Source organism: Marinobacter santoriniensis NKSG1, assembly GCF_000347775.1.
GTDB classification, from domain to species: Bacteria; Pseudomonadota; Gammaproteobacteria; order Pseudomonadales; family Oleiphilaceae; genus Marinobacter; species Marinobacter santoriniensis.
On sequence record NZ_APAT01000015.1, the window covers coordinates 1,063,099 to 1,086,382 of the forward strand.

19 protein-coding genes are annotated in these 23,284 nt (G+C 59.0%); 14 read left to right on the top strand and 5 right to left on the bottom strand.

Features of this window, described 5'->3' with window-relative positions:
• Positions 1 to 18: 18 nt before the first annotated feature.
• Complete coding sequence (locus tag MSNKSG1_RS10725; RefSeq protein ID WP_008939290.1) at positions 19 to 1,053, bottom strand: type I glyceraldehyde-3-phosphate dehydrogenase; 1,035 nt, start codon at positions 1,051 to 1,053, stop codon at positions 19 to 21.
• Complete coding sequence (tkt, locus tag MSNKSG1_RS10730; protein ID WP_008939291.1) at positions 1,053 to 3,053, bottom strand: transketolase; 2,001 nt, start codon at positions 3,051 to 3,053, stop codon at positions 1,053 to 1,055. Before tkt ends, MSNKSG1_RS10725 begins: the two co-directional genes overlap by 1 nt.
• Positions 3,054 to 3,299: 246 nt before the next feature.
• Between tkt and MSNKSG1_RS10735 the strand changes: the two genes are divergently transcribed.
• The 7 genes from MSNKSG1_RS10735 (at position 3,300) to MSNKSG1_RS10765 (ending at position 10,905) form a co-directional block, all read left to right on the top strand.
• Complete coding sequence (locus MSNKSG1_RS10735; protein WP_227497993.1) at positions 3,300 to 4,292, top strand: metalloregulator ArsR/SmtB family transcription factor; 993 nt, start codon at positions 3,300 to 3,302, stop codon at positions 4,290 to 4,292.
• A gap of 150 nt (positions 4,293 to 4,442) precedes the next feature.
• Positions 4,443 to 5,633, top strand: a complete 1,191-nt coding sequence (gene metK, locus MSNKSG1_RS10740; protein ID WP_008939293.1) for a methionine adenosyltransferase — start codon at positions 4,443 to 4,445, stop codon at positions 5,631 to 5,633.
• 466 nt (positions 5,634 to 6,099) lie between these two features.
• The gene (gene ahcY / locus MSNKSG1_RS10745) at positions 6,100 to 7,494 is read left to right on the top strand and encodes an adenosylhomocysteinase (RefSeq protein ID WP_008939294.1); all 1,395 of its coding nucleotides are present in this window, start codon (positions 6,100 to 6,102) and stop codon (positions 7,492 to 7,494) included.
• 12 nt (positions 7,495 to 7,506) lie between these two features.
• Positions 7,507 to 8,376 (top strand): methylenetetrahydrofolate reductase [NAD(P)H], encoded by an 870-nt coding sequence (gene metF / locus MSNKSG1_RS10750; RefSeq protein ID WP_008939295.1) that lies wholly within the window; start codon positions 7,507 to 7,509, stop codon positions 8,374 to 8,376.
• Positions 8,377 to 8,626: 250 nt separating this feature from the next.
• On the top strand, positions 8,627 to 9,385 hold the full coding sequence (locus MSNKSG1_RS10755) for a transporter substrate-binding domain-containing protein (protein WP_008939296.1): 759 nt from the start codon (positions 8,627 to 8,629) through the stop codon (positions 9,383 to 9,385).
• An 88-nt stretch (positions 9,386 to 9,473) separates the two neighbouring features.
• Positions 9,474 to 10,145 (top strand): amino acid ABC transporter permease, encoded by a 672-nt coding sequence (locus tag MSNKSG1_RS10760; RefSeq protein ID WP_008939297.1) that lies wholly within the window; start codon positions 9,474 to 9,476, stop codon positions 10,143 to 10,145.
• A 13-nt stretch (positions 10,146 to 10,158) separates the two neighbouring features.
• Complete coding sequence (locus MSNKSG1_RS10765) at positions 10,159 to 10,905, top strand: amino acid ABC transporter ATP-binding protein (RefSeq protein ID WP_008939298.1); 747 nt, start codon at positions 10,159 to 10,161, stop codon at positions 10,903 to 10,905.
• Between the two features lie 57 nt (positions 10,906 to 10,962).
• Here the strand turns inward: MSNKSG1_RS10765 and MSNKSG1_RS10770 are convergent, their stop codons facing one another.
• Entirely contained in the window at positions 10,963 to 11,451 is a 489-nt protein-coding gene (locus tag MSNKSG1_RS10770; RefSeq protein WP_008939299.1) for a DUF2505 domain-containing protein, read from the bottom strand.
• Positions 11,452 to 11,624: 173 nt separating this feature from the next.
• Between MSNKSG1_RS10770 and MSNKSG1_RS10775 the strand changes: the two genes are divergently transcribed.
• From MSNKSG1_RS10775 to MSNKSG1_RS10790, 4 genes are all read left to right on the top strand, one after another.
• The gene (locus tag MSNKSG1_RS10775) at positions 11,625 to 12,974 is read left to right on the top strand and encodes an adenosylmethionine--8-amino-7-oxononanoate transaminase (RefSeq protein ID WP_008939300.1); all 1,350 of its coding nucleotides are present in this window, start codon (positions 11,625 to 11,627) and stop codon (positions 12,972 to 12,974) included.
• Between the two features lie 7 nt (positions 12,975 to 12,981).
• On the top strand, positions 12,982 to 13,716 hold the full coding sequence (locus tag MSNKSG1_RS10780; protein WP_008939301.1) for a 16S rRNA (uracil(1498)-N(3))-methyltransferase: 735 nt from the start codon (positions 12,982 to 12,984) through the stop codon (positions 13,714 to 13,716).
• A gap of 273 nt (positions 13,717 to 13,989) precedes the next feature.
• On the top strand, positions 13,990 to 15,225 hold the full coding sequence (locus tag MSNKSG1_RS10785; RefSeq protein WP_008939302.1) for a DUF445 domain-containing protein: 1,236 nt from the start codon (positions 13,990 to 13,992) through the stop codon (positions 15,223 to 15,225).
• A 103-nt stretch (positions 15,226 to 15,328) separates the two neighbouring features.
• Positions 15,329 to 16,354 (top strand): HDOD domain-containing protein, encoded by a 1,026-nt coding sequence (locus MSNKSG1_RS10790; protein WP_008939303.1) that lies wholly within the window; start codon positions 15,329 to 15,331, stop codon positions 16,352 to 16,354.
• Here MSNKSG1_RS10790 and MSNKSG1_RS10795 read toward each other — a convergent pair.
• Complete coding sequence (locus tag MSNKSG1_RS10795; protein WP_008939304.1) at positions 16,351 to 17,667, bottom strand: YihY/virulence factor BrkB family protein; 1,317 nt, start codon at positions 17,665 to 17,667, stop codon at positions 16,351 to 16,353. The two genes, MSNKSG1_RS10790 and MSNKSG1_RS10795, sit on opposite strands and share 4 nt — an antisense overlap.
• 197 nt (positions 17,668 to 17,864) lie before the next feature.
• Here MSNKSG1_RS10795 and MSNKSG1_RS10800 point away from each other — a divergent pair, with 197 nt between their 5' ends.
• Complete coding sequence (locus MSNKSG1_RS10800) at positions 17,865 to 19,124, top strand: OmpP1/FadL family transporter (RefSeq protein WP_008939305.1); 1,260 nt, start codon at positions 17,865 to 17,867, stop codon at positions 19,122 to 19,124.
• 10 nt (positions 19,125 to 19,134) lie between these two features.
• On the opposite strand, the gene MSNKSG1_RS10805 is transcribed toward MSNKSG1_RS10800, so the two are convergent.
• Positions 19,135 to 20,064 (bottom strand): D-2-hydroxyacid dehydrogenase, encoded by a 930-nt coding sequence (locus MSNKSG1_RS10805; RefSeq protein ID WP_008939306.1) that lies wholly within the window; start codon positions 20,062 to 20,064, stop codon positions 19,135 to 19,137.
• A gap of 77 nt (positions 20,065 to 20,141) precedes the next feature.
• On the opposite strand from MSNKSG1_RS10805, the gene tmpT reads away from it, so the two are divergent.
• Both tmpT and MSNKSG1_RS10815 read left to right on the top strand, forming a co-directional pair.
• Entirely contained in the window at positions 20,142 to 20,795 is a 654-nt protein-coding gene (gene tmpT / locus MSNKSG1_RS10810) for a thiopurine S-methyltransferase (RefSeq protein ID WP_008939307.1), read from the top strand.
• Between the two features lie 565 nt (positions 20,796 to 21,360).
• On the top strand, positions 21,361 to 23,283 hold the full coding sequence (locus MSNKSG1_RS10815) for a PrkA family serine protein kinase (protein WP_008939308.1): 1,923 nt from the start codon (positions 21,361 to 21,363) through the stop codon (positions 23,281 to 23,283).
• Position 23,284: the final 1 nt, after the last annotated feature.

The following is a 23,284-nucleotide window of genomic DNA, read 5'->3' on the forward strand; positions in this document are numbered from 1 at the left end:
CTTGATGTGGTCAGAAATTCACTCGTCAATCTTGCCCAGCCAACACTGGCTGACATCCAGCATCCGGTTTGCGAACCCCCACTCATTGTCGAACCAGCAGAGTACTTTGACCATGGTTCCGCCGGTGACACGCGTCTGGCCACCATCGACGACGCCGGAGTGGGAGTCGTGGTTGAAATCAGAGCTGGCCAACAGTTCGTCGGTATACCCGAGGATACCTTTTAAAGACCCTTTTGAGGCGCTCTCTAACAGCTTGTTAACGGCGTCTACGGAGGTTGCCCTGTTCACATTAACAACCATATCGATGGCGGAAACATTCAGGGTGGGTACCCGCATGGCCACGGAGCTGAACTTGCCTTCCATGGACGGCAGGAGCCGCTCTATACCGCGGGCCAGGCCCGTTTCCACCGGCACGATATTGTGGAGTGCACTTCGGGTTCGGCGAAGGTCCTGATGGTGGTAAGCATCGATGACAGGCTGGTCATTCATCGCCGCGTGGATGGTTGTGGTACTGCCCTGCTTCACGCCGAGCGCTTCGTCCAGCACCTTGACCACCGGCACCAGGCAGTTGGTCGTACAGGAGCCGGCAGCCACAATGACGTCTTCACCGGTCAGTTCGCCGTCATTGATGCCGAACACCACGGTACGATCCACATCCGATTCGGCTGGCTGGGAGAACAGCAGCCTACCTGCGCCGGCCTCAATGTGCTTCTGGGCCGTTGCCCGGTCGGAGTAGGCCCCCGAGCATTCGAGCACCAGGTCGACGTCCAGCAGGCGCCAGGGCAAGTCGGCCGGGTCCGGATGACGAAGCACCCGGATCCGGTCGCCATTTACAACCAGCTCGTCACCGTCCACGGCAATGTCACCCCGGAATCGACCGTGGGTCGAGTCATACCGGGTCAGGTGGGCAATGGTGTCGATATCCGAAAGCTCATTGATCGCGACCACCTGGAGGTGGTCGCGATAGCCATTCTCGAACAGCGCCCGCAACACGCACTGGCCGATACGGCCGTACCCGTTGATGGCAATGCGAAACGGCTTCGGTTTGCTCATCAGGCGTCCAGCAGCTCGTCGGCTACTTCCAGGATGTTGTCGATGGTAAAGCCGAACTCCTTGAACAGCTCACCCGCCGGTGCTGATTCGCCAAAGGTGGTCATGCCGATCACCCGGCCGTCGAGGCCCACGTACTTGTACCAGTAGTCGGCGATGGCCGCTTCGATGGCGATGCGGTTGGTCACCTCCAGGGGCAGAACGCGCTGCTTGTACTCCGCCGGCTGGGCGTCAAAGACATCGGTGGACGGCATGGAGACCACACGCACCGCCTTGCCCTGTTCCCGAAGCTTGTCGGCAGCATCCTGGGCCAGTGCGACCTCGGAACCGGTGGCAATCAGGATCAGATCCGGCGTGCCATTGCTGTCGGACAGGATGTAGGCCCCTTTGGCCACGTCCGCCAGCTGCTGGGCATCGCGGGCCTGGGCCGGCAGTCCCTGACGCGAGAAGACCATGGCCGTCGGGCCGTCTTTCCGTTCGAGGGCGGCTTTCCAGGCGACTGCAGATTCCACGGTATCGGCCGGGCGCCAGGTGCTCATGTTCGGAGTGGTGCGCAGACTTGCCAGCTGTTCGATCGGCTGGTGTGTCGGACCATCTTCACCCAGTCCGATGGAGTCGTGGGTGAACACAAAAATGGAGCGCTGCTTCATCAATGCAGCCATGCGTACGGCGTTCCGGCAGTATTCCATGAAGATCAGGAAGGTGGCGCCGTATGGCACGAAACCGCCGTGCAGGGCGATGCCGTTCATGATCGCGGCCATGCCGAACTCGCGTACGCCGTAATAGATGTAATTACCAGAAGCGTCTTCTTTGGTCAGCCCCTTGCTGCCGCTCCAGATAGTCAGGTTGGAACCGGCCAGGTCGGCAGAGCCACCCATCAGTTCCGGCAGCAGCGGGCCATAGGCGTTCAGGGTATTCTGGGAAGCCTTGCGGGAAGCGATGGTCTCGCCATTGTCCTGGCACTCCTGGATATACGCCTGCGCCTTTTCGGCGAAATCGGCAGGCAGATCACCGGCCATGCGGCGGGTAAACTCGGCCGCCAGCTCCGGCTCGGCCTTTTCGTAGGCGGCGAACTTCTCGTCCCACTCTTTCTGGGCCGCAGCGCCTTTGTCTTTCGCATTCCATGCGGCGTAGATGTCCTCCGGAACTTCAAACGGACCGTATTCCCAACCCAGCTGTTCGCGGGTCAGCGCGATCTCGTCGTCACCCAGCGGGGCGCCGTGACAGCTTTCTTTACCCTGCTTGTTGGGTGAGCCGAAGCCGATGATGGTCTTGCAGCAGATCAAAGTCGGCTGTTCCGTGTTGGCGCGACCGGCTTCGATGGCAGCGCGAATCGCGTCGGCATCGTGTCCGTCCACCGCCGGGATCACCTGCCAGCCGTAGGACTCGAAACGTTGCGGGGTGTTGTCGGTGAACCAGCCGTCCACCTCGCCGTCGATGGAGATGCCGTTGTCGTCATAGAAGAAGATCAGCTTGCCCAGGCCCAAAGTGCCTGCCAGCGAACAGACTTCGTGGGAAATGCCTTCCATCAGGCAGCCGTCGCCCAGGAACGCATAGGTGTAATGGTCAACAATCTCGTGACCCGGACGGTTGAACTGCGCCGCCAGGGATTTTTCGGCAATGGCAAAACCAACGGCGTTGGCAATGCCCTGACCCAACGGGCCAGTGGTGGTTTCAATGCCGGGGGTATAGCCATATTCCGGGTGACCCGGCGTTTTGGAATGCAGTTGACGGAAGTTCTTCAGATCGTCGATGGAAACGTCGTAACCGCTCAGGTGCAGCAGGGAATACTGGAGCATGGAACCATGGCCGTTGGACAGCACGAACCGGTCACGATTGGCCCAGTGCGGGTTGGCCGGATTGTGGTTGAGGTAATCGTTCCACAGCACCTCGGCGATATCCGCCATACCCATTGGCGCACCCGGGTGGCCGGATTTGGCTTTCTGAACCGCATCCATGCTCAGCGCGCGAATGGCGTTGGCGAGATCTTTACGAGACGGCATTGACGTTTCTCCAGTGTTTTGCAGGAAAAGAATTCGTAGTGATTAAAGGGCGATCAAAAATAAGGCGCGTATTTTCGCTGATTAGTGTGTGCCGGGGCAAATCAACGTGGTGGCGTTTCACGATTGTTTGCCTGTGGATTGCCGAAACGGACTGATTTCACAACGCGATAAATCTATATCAAAATTTTTTGATATGCCTATTGATTGACCAGCGGAAGCGACCTAAACTTCGCAACCATGACATCCATGAATGCACATGCAGACGAACTGTCCCCGGTGGACGCGCTGGCTCCGATCTTCAAGGCAAGCGGCGATCCCCTGCGCCTGGAAATCCTGCGTGTGCTTCGGCGGGATACCTTTGGCGTGCTGGAACTGAGCCAGCTGTTCGATATGCGCCAGTCCGGCATGAGCCACCATCTGAAAGTGATGCACAAAGCCGGATTGCTGGAACCCCAGCGCGAGGGAAACGCCATTTTTTACCGGCGCCCCCTGCACCTGGACAGCGACAAACTGACGGATCACACGATCCGCCAGATTTTTGAAACCGTGGACCGGGCGCCTCTGGCCGCTCACCTGCAGGAACGGATAGACGCCATCCGTGCGCAGCGGGCGGATCAGTCCCAGGCATTTTTCGCCCGACACGCGGAACAGTTCCGGGAGCAACAGGAACTGATCGCGGCGTTTGACCTGTACGCAGAGCCCACCGCGGAACTGATTCGCAAGCGGGCGCACCGACAGAACTGGTCCACCGCACTGGAGATCGGTCCGGGCGAGGGCGCATTCCTTCCGGTACTGTCGAAACTGTTCGCTCAGGTCGTGGCGCTGGACAACAGCCGGGACATGCTGGCCAAGGCCACCCACACCTGCATCGACGAACGCCTGGCCAACGTTGATCTTGTGGAGGGCGTGACCGACACCCTGCTGGCCCGCGGAGATGCCTTTGACCTGGTGGTCGCCAACATGGTTCTGCACCACGTCCCTAGCCCCGCGGACATTTTCCTGGACGCGGCGGCTCTTATGAACAACGGCGGCTGCTTCGTGGTCAGCGACCTGTGCAGCCACGATCAGGACTGGGCCAAGGAAAACTGTGGTGATCTATGGCTGGGTTTCGAGCCGGAAGAACTGACCAGCTGGGCTGCAGACGCCAATCTGGTGGCCGGAGAGCAATTGTTTATAGGGCTGAGGAACGGTTTCCAGGTACAGGTTCGGGAGTTCTGGAAAACGGCGCCGATGTCATGACGGGACAAAGAACCGGGAACATCAAAAATTTTTGATATACGCGTACGTGTTTTTACGTATGCCTGATAACCACTGACAAACACAGCCGCCGGAATCGGTCATTTCAGGCCCCGGCACGAATTTGAAGCGCTCACAGAGGAGCAGAGAGCTATGTCCGATTACAACATCTTTACCTCCGAATCGGTCTCTGAAGGCCATCCGGACAAACTGGCGGATCAGATTTCCGACGCCGTCCTCGACGCAATCCTGACCGAAGACAAGCACGCCCGCGTGGCCTGCGAAACCATGGTCAAGACCGGCGTGGCCATCATCGGTGGCGAAATCACCACCAGCGCCTGGGTGGATCTGGAGGATCTGGTTCGCGGTGTGATCAACGACATCGGCTACACCTCTTCCAACGTGGGCTACGACGGCAGCACCTGCGGCGTGATCAACATCATCGGCAAGCAGTCGGTGGACATTGCCCAGGGCGTGGACCGCCAGAAACCGGAAGACCAGGGCGCGGGCGACCAGGGCCTGATGTTCGGTTTCGCCAGCAATGAAACCGACGTGCTTATGCCGGCACCGATCAACTTTTCCCACCGTCTGGTCCAGCGCCAGGCCGAGGCCCGCAAGAGCGGCCTGCTGCCGTGGCTGCGCCCGGATGCCAAGAGCCAGGTCACCTGCCGTTATGAAAACGGCAAAGTGGTCGGCATCGACGCGGTGGTCCTGTCCACCCAGCATGATGAAGACGTCACCCAGGCAGACCTGAAAGAAGCGGTCATGGAGCTGGTGGTCAAGCACACCCTGCCTGCCGAACTGCTGCACAAGGACACCCAGTTCCACATCAACCCGACCGGCAAGTTCGTGATTGGCGGCCCGGTCGGTGACTGCGGCCTGACTGGACGCAAGATCATCGTCGACACCTACGGCGGCATGGCCCGTCACGGCGGCGGCGCGTTCTCCGGCAAGGATCCGTCCAAGGTCGACCGGTCTGCCGCCTACGCAGGCCGTTACGTGGCAAAGAACATCGTCGCCGCCGGCCTGGCCGACAAGTGCGAGATCCAGGTGTCCTACGCCATCGGCGTGGCGCAGCCGACATCCATCTCCCTGAACACCTTCGGCACCGGCAAGATCAGCGACGACAAGATCATCGAACTGGTCCGCCAGAACTTCGACCTGCGTCCGTACGCGATCACCCGGATGCTCGACCTGCTGCACCCGATGTACCGGGCGACAGCCGCTTACGGCCACTTCGGTCGCGATCCGTTCGAGATGACCGTCAACGGCGAGACCTTCACCGCGTTCCCGTGGGAGAAGACCGACCGTGCTGACGCACTTCGGGATGCGGCTGGTATCTGAGGTGTTTAAGGTCTGACTTCTGGAGTTGGACCTCGGCTTTGCCAAGCCCGCCATCCTGTGGGGTGGCGGCGCTGAGGTAAGGCCTTTGCGGACACGCTACAAGCACATCCATGTGCGCTTGTTTCGGGCCGTCCTTGGCCCTCTACAGTCCGCAAAGGCCTTACCTCACCACCGCATCCAGACAATTGGTGCGTGTTTATCAGGAGCAAGCCGTTCACGGCAGAAATGTCGAGAGGGCTGAAGAGGCACAGAACGCGTATTCAAGACAGCATACGCCGATAGATTGACAAAGGAGATGGGGGATATCTGCCCCGGAATGTGGAAGGCCATGGATGGCCTGACACAAGCGCACATGGACGTGCTCGTAGCGGTTCCGGGGCAGATATCCCCCATCTCCGACACCACCCAAATTAGCGGCATCGGAAACCAGACTCCAATGCCGAAAGACACTGACAGGAGAACACCAATGAGCACTCCGGCAGAAAAACTGAACAGCTTTGACGATTACAAAGTCCACGATATCGCCCTGGCCGACTGGGGCCGCAAGGAAATCAAGATTGCCGAAGGCGAAATGCCAGCGCTGATGGCCCTGCGTAACAAGTACAAGGCCGAGCAGCCCCTGAAAGGCGCCAACATCATGGGCTGTATCCACATGACCATCCAGACCGCCGTTTTGATCGAAACACTGGTCGAGCTGGGCGCCAACGTTCGCTGGTCCTCCTGTAACATCTTCTCCACCCAGGACCAGGCCGCAGCCGCCATTGCCGCACAGGGCATTCCCGTGTTCGCCTGGAAAGGCGAGACCGAGGAAGAGTACGAGTGGTGCCTGGAGCGTACCGTGGGTGCCGACGTCGACGGCTGGGAACCGAACATGATCCTGGACGACGGTGGTGACCTGACCGCCCTGCTCCATGACAAGTACCCGCAGATTCTGGACAACTGCCACGGCATCACCGAAGAAACCACCACCGGCGTTCACCGCCTGCAGGAAATGCTGCGTGACGGCACACTGAAAGTGCCGGCGATCAACGTCAACGATTCCGTCACCAAGTCGAAGAACGACAACAAGTACGGCTGTCGCCACAGCCTGAACGACGCCATCAAGCGTGCCACCGATCACCTGTTGTCCGGCAAGAAAGCCCTGGTTATCGGATACGGCGACGTGGGCAAGGGCTCGGCCGCGTCCCTGCGCCAGGAAGGCATGATCGTGAAGGTCACCGAAGCCGATCCGATCTGTGCCATGCAGGCATGCATGGACGGCTACGAAGTGGTCTCTCCGTACAACGATGGCATCAACACCGGCACCGAGCAGAGCATCAATACCGAGCTGCTGGCCAACACCGACCTGCTGGTCACCACCACCGGCAACGTGAATGTGTGCGACGCCAACATGCTCAAGGCACTGAAGAACGGCGCCGTTGTGTGCAATATCGGTCACTTCGACAACGAGATCGATACTGCCTACATGCGCAAGAACTGGGAATGGGACGAGGTCAAGCCGCAGGTTCATGTCATCTACCGCGACAAGAGTGCCAACGACCACCTGATCCTGCTGTCGGAAGGACGCCTGGTGAACCTGGGCAACGCCACCGGCCATCCGTCCCGCATCATGGACGGCTCCTTCGCCAACCAGGTGCTGGCTCAGATGTACCTGTTCGAGCGCAGGTTCGCCGACCTGCCGGAGGAGTCCAAGGCCAAGGGCGTCTATGTTCAGGTACTGCCCAAGCAGCTGGACGAAGAGGTAGCCCGTGCCATGGTGGAAGGTTTTGGTGGCGTGATCACCAAGATGACCCCGGACCAGGCCAAATACATCGGCGTGCCGGTCGAAGGCCCGTACAAGCCGGAAAGCTACAGGTACTAATCGGACACGATCATGGAATCCCAGAAGCAATTCAAGCGCCGCTTCAGCTTCGAGTTTTTCCCGCCCAAGACCGATCAGGGCAAGGAAAAACTCCAGGTTGTGCGCAACACACTGGCCGAGGTGAACCCGGATTTCTTCTCGGTCACCTTCGGTGCCGGCGGTTCCACACGGGACCGCACCATCGAGACCGTGCTGTCCCTGCACAAACAGGGCATTTCCACGGCGCCCCACCTGTCCTGCGTCGGCGGTACCCGCCAGGAAATCGGTGAGCTGCTGGACCTGTACAGGGAAAACGGCATTAACCGCATCGTCGCCCTCCGGGGCGACCTGCCCTCGGGTATGGGCGCCTCCGGCGAGCTGCGCTATGCCAACGAACTGGTGACGTTCATCCGGGAGCACAGCGGTGATCACTTCAACCTGGAGGTGGCAGCCTATCCGGAATTCCATCCCCAGGCCCGCAACGCCGAGGAAGACCTGAAGAACTTTGCCCGCAAGGTGGAAGCCGGCGCCAACAGCGCCATCACCCAGTACTTCTTCAATGCGGACAGCTACTTCTACTTCATTGAGCGGCTGGAAAAGATGGGCGTCACCATTCCGGTGGTCCCCGGCATCATGCCGATCGTCAATTTCTCCAGCCTGGTGCGCTTCTCCGACATGTGCGGAGCAGAAATCCCGCGCTGGATCCGGAAACAGCTGGAAGCCTACGGCGACGACACCGACAGCATCCGCAAATTCGGCGAAGAAGTAGTAACCGAGATGTGTGAACGGCTGTTGAAAGCCGGTGCTCCGGGCCTGCATTTCTATACGCTGAACCAGGCGGAGCCCAGCCTCAGCATCTGGAAAAACCTCGGCATCAGCGACCGGGAAAAAATCGCGTTTTAAACTCAGAAAATGTCTTCAGGGGGCGAGGCGCCTGCTTCGCCCCCGTTTTTTTCTTTCCGGTCCCGCCCCCCGCCAACACCCGCGTACGGCTTCCAAGCATTTGATTTTCGGCATCTCTCCGGGTAATAGTCTAAAGTGTACTTGATGCAGTTCCATTAACGCTCCCCGGAAACCACGGTCATCAACAGTGGCTATTCCGGCTTGCCTTATCGGGCAATTGGAGCCTGACGAAAGAAAAAAAGGAGAAAGCATGAGCACGAAATGGCTGAAGACCCTGGGCGCCAGCCTGGCACTGACCGTGGCGGCAGGGACAGCGAGCGCGGAAACACTCAAGGTCGTTACCGACCCGAGCTTCGTTCCGTTCGAAATGATGGACCAGAAAAGCGGTGAGATGATCGGTTTCGACATGGAGATCATCGCCGAAGTCGCCAAGCGTGCGGGCTTTGACTACAACCTGCAAACCATGGACTTCAACGGCATCATCCCTGCCCTCCAGACCGGCAACGTGGATATCGCCATCGCCGGCATCACCATTACCGACGAGCGTGAGCAGATTGTCGACTTCTCGGACCCGTACTATGACTCCGGTCTGCGTATTCTGGTTCGTAAAAATGACGATAGCGTGAAGTCTTTCGATGACCTGGAAGGCAAGAAGATCGGCACCAAGATCGGTAGCACCTCCTACGATTACCTGGTGGACAACCTGGACAAGGATGATGGCGTTACTCCGTATCCGGGCAGCTCCGACATGTACATGGCGCTGATGTCCCAGGCGATCGACGCGGTGTTCTACGACGCGCCAAACGCTGGCTACTTCGCCCGCACCAAGGGTGAAGGCAAGGTGAAAACCGTCGGTCCCCTCTACGAGGGCCAGCAATACGGTATCGCCCTGGTCAACGGCAGCAAGTGGGTGGAGCCGGTCAACAAGGCCCTGGCCTCCATGAAGGAAGATGGCACCTACAAGAACATCTACGAGAAGTGGTTCGGCCCGATGCCGGAAGGCATGTAAAGGGCAGAAAGGCCGCAAGGTCTGATTCCCGCGCCGGGGCACCATGCCCCGGCACTTTCGAGTCCAACTTCCTGCGGAGACACTGACCGTGGATTTTTCCTTTCAGTTCGATTGGCAAGCAGCCATCGATTCTATTCCTTTCCTGCTCAAGGGTATTCCCTACACCCTGCTGATCTCGTTCGGCGGTCTGCTCATTGGTTTCGTCCTGGGCATTTTTTTCGGCCTGCTGAGCATCAACAAAAAATGGTTCCTGCGCTGGCCGGCCACTGCCTACATCGAGATTTTCCGGGGCACCCCGATCCTGGTTCAGGTCTTGTTCATTTTCTACGGCCTGCCTGACCTCATCGGCTCCCCCATCAACCCGCTGACCGCGGGGATCGCGGCGATCGCCCTGAACTCAGGCGCCTACATTTCCGAGGTTGTCCGCGGTGGCGTACAGTCCATCGACAAGGGCCAGACCGAAGCCGGGCTTTCCCTCGGGCTGTCCCGCAGCCAGACGTTCTGGTCCATCATCTGGCCCCAGGCCTTCCGTCGGATGATTCCGCCGCTGGGCAACCAGGCCATCGTCAGTATCAAGGACACCTCCCTGTTCTCGGTCATCGGCGTCGGCGAACTGGTCCGTCAGGGGCAGATCTATATCGCCAATACCTTCACGGCTTTCGAGGTGTATTTTGTGGTCGCCCTGCTGTATCTGGCCATTACCCTGTCACTGTCCATGATTCTCCGTTTCGTCGAACGGCGCGGACTGGCTTCTGTCTGAAGGAAAGGTACCCATGACTCATATCGTTGAAATGAAGGGCATGAACAAGTACTTCGGCAAGCTGCATGTCCTCAAGAACATTGATCTTACTGTCGAGCCCGGCGAGGTGGTGGTGATCATCGGCGCCAGCGGCTCCGGCAAATCCACCCTGATTCGTTGCGCCAACGGCCTGGAAGAATACGAATCCGGGAAGCTGACCGTAGACGGTCACCCGCTGGCCCCCAAGGGTGGCAATCAGAAAGCCCTGGCGGAGATCCGCAAGGAAGTGGGCATGGTATTCCAGCAGTTCAACCTCTTTCCCCACCTGACGGTGAAGAGAAACATCATGCTGGCGCCCATGAAGGTTAAGAACACACCGGAAACCGTGGCCAACGCCACCGCAGAGCGACTGCTGAACCGGGTCGGGATCGGCAGTCAGGCGGACAAGTATCCGAGCCATCTGTCCGGTGGCCAACAACAGCGGGTGGCCATTGCCCGTGCGCTGGCCATGGAGCCACGCCTGATGCTGTTCGACGAGCCAACATCGGCGCTGGATCCGGAAATGATCGGCGAAGTACTGGACGTCATGCGCGAACTGGCCAAGGAAGGTATGACCATGATGGTGGTCACCCACGAGATGGGCTTCGCCCGGGAAGTGGCGGACCGCGTTATCTACATCCACGAAGGCCAGATCGTTGAACAGGGTAAGCCGGACGACGTGTTCGACAACCCCCAGAACGAGCGCACGCAGGCGTTCCTGTCGCGAGTACTGGCGCACTGACGACCAGCGCTCATCGGCACACCCAAAAGCCTCACCGGTCCGGTGAGGCTTTTTTGTCTACAGGAGCCGCGAGGTTACACCATACTCACGGTCAATCTTGATCCGGGAATCCTCTGCCAGGAACTTCGCAATTTTCTTGCCAAGCAGCGGTACATCGCAGCGCACATTCAGCGTCACGTGATTGGTGCACTGGTCGCCAGATCCCTCCAGGCGCATCATCCCCTTGATCCGGGCCGGCACACCTTCAATGTGAACGCGAAATTCGCAGTGCCATTCGCCATCGCTCTTCTGAAACCAGTGCTCTTCCTGGCGCACCGGATTCCACGTCCGATGGAAGCTCGCAAGCATACCCGGCACTTCAATAGAGGGCGTCATTTCGCGTTCCACCACCAGCTTCGCGGACGAGTCGTCGCGGACCAGCTCGGCAACGCGTACGTTCCGGGCACCCAGCTGTTCGTTCTTTTCCAGGATATGCCCCTCATCGAAAAACTTCCCCAGAACCGTTTCAAGCCCGGCCGGATAGGGGTGGGTCAGTTCCAGTTCCATTCGTCACCTCCTTTCTTGTTGTTCCCGGAATTTTGCGACACACACACTTTTCCGGCATTGGCCGGGCGATCATTCGACGAAGGCACGGTGGCCAGACGTCGCTGTTAACTGTAATATCCGCGAAGGTTAACAGCGCCCCATCAAGACGCCGAAAGAACAAGCGGAGACCCAGCATGCGTAACGCCGACCTCGTCGCCCGAGACCTGAAATCTGTCTGGCATCCCTGTACCCAGATGAAGGACCACGAATCCATCCCGCCGGTGCCCATCAAACGTGGCGAAGGCGTGTGGCTGGAGGATTTCGAGGGCAATCGCTTCATAGACGCCGTCAGCTCCTGGTGGGTCAACCTCTTCGGCCACGCCAACCCACGGATCAATGCCGCCATCCAGGAACAGATCGGACAGCTCGAGCATGTCATCCTGGCCGGGTTCACTCATGAACCCGTTGTAAATCTTTCCGAACGGCTCATTGAAGTCACACCCGAGGGCCTGAGCAAATGCTTTTACGCAGACAACGGCTCATCGGCCATCGAAGCGGCCCTGAAGATGAGCTACCACTACTGGAAGAACCACGGCCGGCCGGGCAAGAAGAACTTCGTGAACCTGAGCAACAGCTACCACGGCGAGACGCTCGGTGCGCTCGCCCTCGGTGACGTTGCCCTGTACAAGGACACTTACCAGCCGCTACTGATGGAAGTGCTGACCGCGCCCTCGCCCGATGCCTTCAACAAAGAACCCGGTGAAACCGACGAGGCCTACGCGCTGCGGCAATTCGAGGCCATGGAGAAACTGCTCGCAGAGAACCACGAGGAAATCTGTGCGGTCGTGGTGGAGCCGTTGATCCAGTGCGCCGGTGGCATGCGCATGCACCATCCGATCTACCACACCAAACTCCGGGAAGCGTGCGACCGTTATGGCGTGCACCTCATTGCTGATGAAATCGCCGTCGGCTTCGGACGCACCGGCACCCTTTTCGCCTGCGAACAGTCCGGCATCACTCCGGATTTCATGTGCCTGTCCAAGGGACTCACCGCCGGGTATCTGCCTCTATCGGTTGTACTCACCACCGATGACGTTTATAACGCTTTCTACGACGACTATGAGACGCTTCGGGCGTTTCTGCACAGCCACAGCTACACCGGCAACCCGATTGGTTGCGCCGTAGCCCTGGCGACCCTGGACATCTTCCGGGATGACAACGTGATCGAGAACAACCGCCGACTGGCCACCTGCATGGGTGAGTCCGTGGCACACCTGGCGGACCATCCCAACGTCGGCGACATTCGCCAGCACGGCATGACCCTGGCGGTCGAGATGGTCAAGGACAAGGCCAGCAAGACCCTGTTCCCATGGCAGGAACGCCGGGGCATGCGCGTCTTCAAGCATGCGCTGACCCGCGAGTCACTGCTCCGGCCGCTGGGCAACGTGGTCTACTTCATGCCGCCGTACGTCATCACCGAGGAACAGATTCGTCATCTGGCCCAGGTCGCCACCGAAGGCATCGAAATCGCAGTGAGGGACTAAAGCTTCCATGCGCATACCGCGGATCTACACCGATTCGGATCTGGCGGCAGGACACACCTGCCAACTCGACGACAACGCCGCCCAGCACGTAGGGCGAGTTCTCAGAATGCAGCCTGGCCAGGAACTGCAGCTGTTCAACGGCGACGGTCATGACTATCAGGCAACCATCGTCGAAGCCGGAAAAAAACAGGTCACCGTCGAGGTAACCGGAGACACGCCCAACGCAACCGAGTCGCCGCTCCAGATCACCCTTGGCCAGACCCTCTCGAAGGGCGACCGGATGGACTATGCGGTCCAGAAGGCGGTAGAAATGGGCGTCACGCGCATTGTTCCTCTCACCACCGAGCGGTGCGACGTCAAACTCAAGGGCGACCGGGAAGACAAGCGCCTGCGTCACTGGCAGCAGGTCGCCATCAGCGCCGCCGAGCAGTGCGGTCGCGCCCGGGTACCGGACATCCTGCCGGTCATGACGCTGGAACAGTGGTTCGCAAAAGCCGAAACCTGCGACCTGAAACTGGTTCTCCATCACCGGACGGAGAAAAGCCTCGATTCCCTGGCCAGGCCCGCCTCCGTCGCCCTGATGATCGGCCCGGAGGGTGGGCTAACGGCGGAAGAAATCGAAACGGCAGAGCATGCCGGCTTCCTGCCTGTCGCACTTGGCCCCCGGGTCTTGCGCACAGAGACGGCCCCAGTCGCCGCCATGGCCCTGTGCCAGTGGCTCTGGGGGGACATCGGCGGTTAGGTCATACGACCGTGCCGCCGTCCCGTTTCGGCGACTCAGTCATTGACAGCCGGTGGCCCCATCAACATTATTCTTGTCTGACAAAAATGCCGTGAACGGTCTTTCCCAGATCGGGGCGGAGAAGCGGCGTGACCGACCCGGAACTGTGCGGAGCCATGGATGGCGGAGCTCAAGCGCCACATGGATGTGCCGCAAGGAGCGTGTTCTGGGGCGGTTACGCCGCTTCTCTGCATGCGACCCGGCATAAAAACAAAGAACGAGTGCGAGTACCGGATGACAAGCCTGCTGACGTCCCAAGAATTCTGGCAATACCTGAGTATTCCCGTCATCGCCGCCCTGATCGGCTGGTCCACCAACTGGCTGGCGATCAAGATGACCTTCTATCCGCTGGAATTCATCGGCAAACCGCCCCTGCTCGGCTGGCAGGGCATCATTCCGTCCAAAGCCCGGAAAATGGCGGCCATCAGCGTTGATGCCACCATTTCCAAGATTGGCACCGTCCAGGAAATCTTCCAGCAAATCGACCCGAAGGTGCTCGCCGCCCACATTGTCCATTCCGTCGAGCCACGGATCGAAGAATATGTGGACGAACTCATGCTTCGGGAATACCCGACGTTCTGGGAAAACCTGCCGACATCGGCCCGCAAGATGGTGTACGACCGGGTTCGCAAATCCACGCCCCAACTGGTCGACAACCTGGTGGAAGACATCTCCGACAACATCGAAGACCTGCTCGACATCAAAGGCATGGTCATCGAGCGACTGGCCCGTGACAAACAGCTGCTGAACCGCATTTTCCTCGAATGCGGCGAGGTGGAATTCCGCTTCATCGTCAATTCCGGCCTCTACTTCGGTTTCCTGTTCGGCCTGATCCAGATGGCCGTGTGGTACATCTACCCGAGCTGGTGGGTGCTGCCCTTCTTCGGCCTGCTCGTCGGCTGGGCCACCAACTGGATCGCCCTGAACGTCATTTTCCGGCCGCTACACGCCAAGAAAGTCGGGCCTTTCCGCATCCAGGGCCTGTTCCTCAAACGCCAGCCTGCCGTGGCAGAGTCCTTCTGCCACATTGTGACCCACGAAATCCTCACCGTCGGCAACATCATCAATGCCATCCTCGAGGGGCCCAAGGGGGATCGCGCCAGGAACATGGTGAAGAAACACATCAAACCGCTGGTCGATGAAACCGCCGGCATGGGCAAGGCCCTGACCCAGATGGCCTTCGGACCGACCGGATTCGCTACCCTGAAAAACCAGGTCGGCGAAAAGGCCATCCAGATCTCCCAGACGTCTTTCAATAACCCGGTGTTCGAACAGGACCGCGCCCGTGCCGTCGAATCCATCATGGTGGAACGCATGATTGCCCTGTCATCGGAAGAGTTCCAGGATCTGCTGCGCCCCTGCTTCCAGGAAGATGAAATCAAGCTGATTCTCGTAGGCGCCTTCCTCGGCCTGGCGGCGGGCGTCTGCCAGCTTGTCTTCGTTTTCGGCGAAACGGCTTTCTCATTATAAGTAGGTTCCGTTGCTTCCAGCGCTGTCCAAGTGCGAAACGTCCCACTATACTCTGCCGAGGGGATACGTACTTAACCGCGACTGATCGAACCGGAGGCAACGGATGCCAGGCTTTCTCTCCTGGATATCAGGCTTTTTTTCCAGTGGACAAACCAGCGAACCGGCGCCTGAAACCCGGCTCTTCAATCCCGCCAGGGAGAATCCCGCCGAACAACCCCATTCCGATATGGAGCTGGCCACCCAGCTTGAGGAACATCTGTTCTGCTGGCTGCTTGATTCTTCCCCTCAAACACTAAAGGCAGATATCGGCCATCGTCAGCAGGAACTGGCGACGCTGGACGAGCGCCTGCAATCGGGCGCGCTGGAGGAGTTGCCCCGTCAGCCACTCAGCCTTCCCATGCTGATGCGGGCCCTGTCGGATGAGACCACCGACCGCCAGAAACTGACCGATATTATCCTGAAAGATCCGGCCCTGACCGACCAGCTTCTGCAGGTTGCTAACAGCCCGTATTTCCGACCCGGGGAACACGCGATCGAATCAGTGGACCAGGCGGTATTTGTGCTCGGCATCGACGGCATCCGGAACGTCATCGCTGCGGCCGTCATGCGGCCGATGATGGCGGCGCGAAACAGTCGCGAAGCGCTGTTCGCGCAACGCTGCTGGCGTTGGGGGTTGAGCTGTGGACGGGCCGCGGAAATGGTTGCACGGCTTCAGGGCGCCGACCCCAGCGCCCATTTCATGACCGGACTGCTTCCGTCGCTGGCCTATCTCACCCTGCGCCGGGAGCTCAACCGCATCTGCCGCACCAGCGCCTCCGGCGCAGAACCGGAGCCCGCCCTGATCCGTCAGGTCACGGCCCGCTACCAGTGGACGACCTGTCAGTTACTGGCCAACGAATGGGCCCTGCCACCCAAATACCATGCGCTGCTGATGTCGGCTGAGCGGCCTTCACCGCGCCAGGTCCACACACCGTTAACCGACGGCATGGTGCTGGCCAGTCGTGAAGTGCTCCGGCACGCCCACCAGAGAAACCTGGCCGAAGAGGATCTGCCCAAACTGGTTCTGCTCAATGCAGAGCAGATCGGGCAGGTTCGTAAAGCACTGCGCCGAATGCTTCAGAACGGCTAGACCTTCTGAGGTATCCCGTCCCTCAACAACGACGCCAGGGTTTCGGAATCGTAGCCACGGACATCCGACATCAGATCGGGCGGCAGTATGGACGGCAACCGGTCTACAACCCGGTCCTCGTCTTCGCGCACCACCGACAGGATATCGCCAACGCTGATCAGATCCAGCGCTCGCCCCGGAACCAGCTGATCGCCCTGGCCGCCGGCCAGGGTCAGGATACCCGCGCGGATAAGTTTGTCACTGACGGTCCTGGTAACCTCACCCGGCACCCTCAAGGCCTGCTCCAGTGCTTCCTGCTGCGGCGCAGCGCGACCCTCACTGAAGGGTTTTGCCACCATCCACATCAGCACCAGCGCAACTTTTTCCTGGAGTTCCGGCGCCATCTGGACACGGCTACGCTTGGCCACCGAACCGGGATTCTGCAAGTAGAAAGCAAGACTGGCGCCCAGCAACAGCACCATCCAGTTCATGTAGATCCAGATCAGCAGGATGATGCCGATCGCGAAACTGGAATAGATGGCCGCGTACTTTGAAGAACCAGCAACAAAAGACGCGAACAGCATGCCTCCCGCCTGCCATGAGATGCCGGCCACCAGACCTGCAATGAATGCATAGCGAAGTTTGACCCGGGTGTTGGGAATGAACACATAGACGAAGGTGAACGCACCGACCACCAGGAAAAACGGGGTAAACCGGCTGACTGCCAGGATAAGGGAACCGAACGGCTCGATCGCCATCAGGGTCTGGACCATGTCGGAGGAGAAAATGGTCGCGGTAATCCCGATGGCGGACACCATCAGCAGAGGCCCCACCATGATCACGCTGAGGTAATTGCTGAAACGCTGGGACAGCGAGCGCATGTCCGGCACGCGCCAGATCATGTTGAAAGACCGCTCGATCTTCTGGACCAGCGAGATCACGGTATAAACCAGCAGGGCCAGCCCGACGGAACCCAGGACCCCCACCTTCATGTTGTCCACGAAGCCCAGAATCTTCTCGGCAAGGTCCACCCCTTCCGGCCCCATTGGCTGAAAGAACTGAAACAGGAAAGGCTCCATGCGCTGGTGAACCCCCATCGCCTTGAGCACGGAAAAGCTCAAAGCCAGCAGGGGCACGATGCTGAGCAGCGTGGTGTACACCAGGCTCATGGCGTGCAGGGTCAACTGGCCGCTGATCACATCGCGGACCAATGCGTAGGCCGACCGTCCGACCTTGTACAGCCAGGTCCACGGCCAGCGCTGGGGCGGATTGGGGTTCGCGAGTATCCAGTCTTCGGCCGCCTGCAGCCGCTCTTTTAATTGGAATGAAGCCACTTGAGGTCCCGTTTCCAGTGATTTTGCTCAGTTTATCAGCGATCTAGATCAACGCTACACAGTATGGCCCATCGTCGCCGGTTTGCGAGCGCAAACAGCTCAATATAACCATATGAGCTTTAATTACTTCCGCTTATAACCAGCTTTCTGTATAAAACGAACCCACATTCAACATTTGCCAAACACGGGTTTTTGATATGCGCCTCAAGACGGTTCTGGCCATTGCCACCGCCAGCGTGATGCTGCCCACAGCAGCCTTCGCGACCAACGGCTATTTCAGTCACGGCTATGGCACGATCAACAAAGGTATGGCGGGTGCTGGCACCGCGCTCTCCCAGGACAGCATCGCCGCCGCCACCAATCCGGCGGGCATGGCGTTCGTCGGCGACCGGATCGACGGCGGTCTTGAGCTCTTCTCCCCCCGCCGGGAATACTCCGTCGAGGGCGGCCCCTCCGGTCAGCCGCCGCAGGGAACCTTCTATCTTCAACCCGGCACCTACAAAAGCGACTCGAACGTTTTCGCGATTCCCCACTTCGGCATCAATCACCAGCTGGATGACCGAAACACAGTGGGCGTGTCCGTGTTCGCCAACGGCGGCATGAACACCGACTATTCCGGCGAGAAAGGCGGGCCCTTCTATGGGGGCGACACCGGCGTGAACCTGGAGCAGCTGTTCATTGCCCCGACCTGGACCTGGAAGTTTTCCGATAACCAGGCTTTTGGTTTTTCACCCGTCATTGCCTACCAGCGCTTCGAAGCCAAGGGGCTTCAGAAATTTGCGCCCTTCTCGTCGGATCCGGATGCCCTGAGCAACAATGGCACCGATGACGCCTGGGGCTATGGCTTCCAGATCGGCTGGCAGGGGCAGATCACCGAGCATCTGCGCGGTGGCCTGAGCTGGCGCAACATCCTCGAAATGAATGAGTTCGACAAATACCGCGGCCTTTTCGCCGAACAGGGTGATTTCGACATTCCCCAGATGTTCAATGCCGGGCTGGCGTGGTCAGGCATCGAGGATCACTGGATCGTGCTGGATGTCCAGCGCATCGAGTACAGCGACATCAACAGCGTGGGCAACCCGATGATGCCGCTGACACCGGGTTCACTGGGTACCGATCAGGGGCCAGGCTTCGGCTGGAACGACATGACCATCGTCAAGCTGGGATGGCAGTGGCAGCAAACGCCGGCTCAGGCATGGCGCGCCGGTGTCAGCTACGGCGAGCAACCGATCTCCGAAGACAACGTTCTGTTCAACGTCCTCGCACCGGGCGTTCAGGAATGGCACTTCACCGGCGGGTTTACCCGAACCCTGAGCAATGGTCTGGAAGTGTCCGGCATGGCTTTCTATTCCCCGGAAAAATCCGTCAAGGGCGAAAACCCGCTCGGTCCGGGCCAGGACATTGAACTGAGCATGCACCAGTTTGGCGTATCCGCCAGCCTGGGCTGGCGGTACTGAACAACGAATCTCAGGATGACAGATTCGTCGCCGTAATCTCCACAATCCGCTGCCTCGCCTCCCGGCTGGCCCAGGCTGAGTGAGGGGTGACGATCAGATTGGGGATGTCGTCAGCCAGTAGCGGATTGCCATGGCGCGGCGGCTCCTCGGTCAGCACATCGAAGCCGGCGCCACCGATGGTGCCGGCCCTCAAGGCATCCGCCAACGCCTGTTCATCCACCAGACCACCGCGGCTGGTGTTGATGATCAGGGCATCCTTTTTCATCATTTCGAGCTCCCGCTTGCCGATCAGGTTCCGCGTCTCGTCGGTCAGCAGGCAGTGGAGTGACAGCACATCCACCTGCGGCAGCAGCTCATCCAGCGGAATCCGTGGGTAGCCATCCACCTCACCGGCATCCTGCCCGGGGCGGGCACCGAGCAGGATATTCATACCAAAGGCTTTGGCACGTTCCACGACGCCCTGCCCCAGATCGCCATAGCCGACCACCCCGAGTGTCCGCCCTTCCAGTTCAAGAATCGGATGATCCATCAAACAGAACATGTCGCTCCTGGCCCAGCGCCCGGCTCGCACGTCCCGATCGTAGTCCAGAAGACGGGTTGCCAACGCCAGCATCAGTGCCAGGGTGTGCTGGGCGACGGTGGAGCGGCCGTAGTGGGTTACGTTCAGAACCCGGATGCCATGCGCTTTTGCAGCCGCCTGATCGATGTTGTTGAGCCCGGTCGCGACTACTGCAATGGTCTTGAGTTCCGGGCAGGCTTCGAAGTGCTCCCGAGTCAGCACGACCTTGTTGACCAGCACGGTATCGAACCCCCGTATGCGCTCCAGCACCTGATCCGGTGAGGTCCGGTCGTATTTTTTCAGTCCGCCCGTTGCGGTTTCAATGGAGGACAGATCGACATCGCCACCCAGTGTGCTAGCGTCAAGGAATACCGCTTTCATGCTTTTCTCCTAACTCAAGAAGGCTACAGATTAAGGTAGACTGGAGAAAACGTCCAAATCCCGTGGAGGAACCGTCTGTGGAACACGAATTCTGGCATGAACGCTGGGCGAAGAAGGAAATCGGCTTCCATGAAGGAACCGTCAACCAGTACCTGCACGATCACTGGCCGGACCTGGCTGGCAAAGGCAGCGATGGGGTATTCGTCCCGCTGTGCGGAAAGGCCAGGGACATCTGGTGGCTGCATGACCGGTGCCACCCTGTTCTGGGCGTCGAGTTAAGCGAGATCGCCTGCAAGGATTTCTTCGAGGAGTCCGGGGAAAAGGCAAAAGTGCATCCCGGAGAGCCGTTTACCCGATTTGTCCATGACGATCTGGAGATCTGGTGCGGCGACTTTTTCCAGCTGGTCCCCGACGATCTCAAGCACGTCCGTCTGGTTTACGATCGCGCCGCGCTGATTGCGCTGCCTCCCTCCATGCGTCAGAAATACGTGGAGCACCTTACGACCATTATCCCCGACGGAACCCGGATTCTGCTGATCACCCTGGACTACGACACCGAAATCAAGGGACCGCCGTTCAACGTCAGCAACGACGAAGTACAGGAGTTGTACGGGCTCGACTACGACATCGAGCACATTCTCACCAACACGCTCGCGAAGGATCATCCGTTTGCCAAGCGACGGGGTCTGGAGGGCGCTTCGGAGAGTGTGTTCCGGTTGACCAAGCTTTGAGTTCTGTGACTCCCAGACTGATGGATTGGGAGTCTTGGCGGGCGACGAGTGGGGGTGTCTTCCAAGAAATGCTCGAATAAACTCGCTTCGCTCAGACAGTCGATCATTTCTTGGAAGACACCCCCACCCGTTCCCGCCTCGGCAGACCTCTTGGGTGCCGCCGCTCTCCGGGCCGAGTTGCAAGACATTTCTGCTGAGTCTGATCGGAGTGTATCGGGGGTTCTTTTTCGGGGTGAATGTGATGTCTGAGCGAAGCGAGTTCACAATCCGCCCCGAAAAAGAACCCCCGGTGCGCTCCACCCCCCCAAGCCAGGAGAGCTACGAAAGCCCCGTCCGCGGTAACACAATTTAATGAACCTTAACCACTCCCTCACTGTCCAACCCTCCGAACCTGAACTAAGCTCAGATTAAGCAAGCCGAAGAGATCGAAAGATCCAGGATGGCTTGAAAGTATCCATTCCTTCCACCCATAACCAGAAAACTACCGCCTGGACAGGCGGTGCCAACAGCAACGGGGAAATTGCGTGTACTGAATAGCTGAATAACAGCGAGCGAGGGGCCATCTATGAGCATACTGCAGCATTTCAAAGACCGGTATGAAGCGACTCAGGAGGAAGAATACTCCCTTGAGGAATACCTGGAGATCTGCAAAAAGGACCCAACGGCCTACGCCACGGCCGCAGAGAGAATGTTAATTGCCATCGGCGAGCCAGAGCTGGTCGATACCTCCCGTGACCCGAGACTGTCACGCATATTTTCCAACAAAGTCATCAAGCGTTACCCGGAATTCCACGAGTTTTACGGCATGGAAGATGCCGTTGAAAACATCGTCTCGTTTTTCCGCCACGCGGCCCAGGGCCTGGAAGAGAAGAAGCAGATCCTGTATCTGCTCGGTCCGGTGGGCGGTGGTAAATCCTCCCTCGCTGAAAAGCTCAAGGCCCTGATGCAGAAGGTCCCCTTCTATGCCATCAAGGGGTCCCCGGTGAACGAATCGCCGCTGGGGCTGTTCGATCCCGCCGAGGACGCCCAGATTCTGGAAGAGGAATACGGCATTCCCAGGCGCTACCTCAGTTCCATCATTTCTCCCTGGGCGGTGAAACGCCTGCATGAATTCGGTGGTGATATCAGCCAGTTCCGGGTGGTGAAGCGTTATCCGTCCGTGCTGGACCAGATCGGTGTCGCCAAGACGGAACCGGGGGATGACAACAACCAGGACATCTCGGCGCTGGTGGGCAAGGTCAACATCCGGATGCTGGAAGACTTCTCCCAGGACGATCCGGACGCCTACAGCTTCAGCGGTGGCCTGTGCAAGGCCAACCAGGGCCTGCTGGAATTCGTGGAGATGTTCAAGGCGCCGATCAAGGTTCTCCACCCGTTGCTGACCGCCACGCAGGAAGGCAACTACAACACCACCGAGGGCATGGGTTCGGTTCCGTTTGACGGTGTCATCCTGGCCCACTCAAACGAGTCGGAATGGCAGACCTTCCGGAACAACAAGCACAACGAGGCGTTCCTGGACCGGGTCTATATCGTCAAGGTGCCCTACTGCCTGAGGGTCACCGAAGAAATCGAGATCTACAAGAAGCTGCTGACCAACAGTTCCCTGGCCGGAGCGCCCTGCGCGCCGGATACCCTGGACATGCTGGCGCAGTTCTCGGTGCTGTCGCGGATCAAGGAACCGGAAAACTCCAGCATCTTCTCCAAGATGAAGGTGTATGACGGCCAGAACATCAAGGACACCGATCCGAAAGCCAAATCGATCCAGGAATACCGGGATGCCGCGGGCGTGATGGAAGGGATGGACGGACTGTCCACCCGTTTTGCCTTCAAGATCCTGTCCAAGGTTTTCAACTTTGATACCACGGAAGTCGCCGCCAACCCGGTGCACCTGCTTTATGTTCTGGAAAAGCAGATCGAACAGGAGCAGTTCCAGTCCGAGATCCAGGAGAAATACCTGCGCTTCATCAAGGAATACCTGGCACCGCACTATGTCCAGTTCATCGGCAAGGAAATCCAGACCGCGTACCTGGAGAGCTACAGCGAATACGGCCAGAACCTGTTCGACCGTTACGTCACCTATGCCGACTTCTGGATCCAGGATCAGGAGTACCGGGATCCGGAGACCGGCGAAATCCTCGACCGCGCCTCGATCAACGACGAACTGGAGAAAATCGAGAAGCCGGCGGGTATCAGCAACCCGAAGGATTTCCGCAACGAGGTGGTCAACTTCGTCCTCCGGGCGCGAGCCAACAACCAGGGTCGGAATCCATCCTGGCTCAGCTACGAGAAGCTGCGCAGCGTGATCGAGAAGAAGATGTTCTCCAATACCGAGGACCTGCTGCCGGTCATTTCCTTCAACCCCAAAGCCAGTCAGGAAGATCAGAAGAAGCACAAGCAGTTCGTCGAGCGTATGGTCGAACGAGGCTACACCGAGAAGCAGGTCCGGCTACTGGCCGAATGGTATCTGCGCGTTCGCAAGTCTCACTGAA